Source organism: Dellaglioa sp. CoH-57-MRSF-22 (assembly GCF_056781895.1).
On sequence record NZ_JBXAXT010000107.1, the window covers coordinates 1 to 401 of the forward strand.

A 401-nucleotide genomic window follows, 5' to 3' on the forward strand; every position below is an offset into this window, starting at 1 on the left:
GTCTTCGGCTTATCTTGCAGAATCGAGGCTAGGTAGCGAACCTCACGGCGCGTGAACTTGGCGCGTGCACGGATCGCGTTGAGCGCACCGATATCGGTGTCGTCGCGCAGACGGTCTGCCCACATCGTGAAGCTTGGCTTCAACCCGTTTTCATCAAGTTCCAGACCTGCTTTCGCGGCCTTTGCCACGTTAACGGCGCTGTAGCCATCGTCAGCACCGAACACCTCAACGTCCACGTCATCACGCAGAATTTCGTTGTTCTCACCACGGATTTCCAGTGCCGAGTCCGCGATCGACTTCGGAGCGCCTTGTGCCTTCACATGGTTCTCGATGCTGAGCAGACGCTTTTCTTCTTCCCGTGCGCCTTCCTGCTGCATGATTCGCTGCGCGTCGTCTTCGGT

1 protein-coding gene is annotated in these 401 nt (G+C 57.6%); it reads right to left on the reverse strand.

Annotated features, from left to right (window positions below; translation table 11 throughout):
• The coding region (locus AC1RPR_RS08405; protein WP_481763502.1) for a hypothetical protein at positions 1-401 on the reverse strand (401 nt) is incomplete at both ends.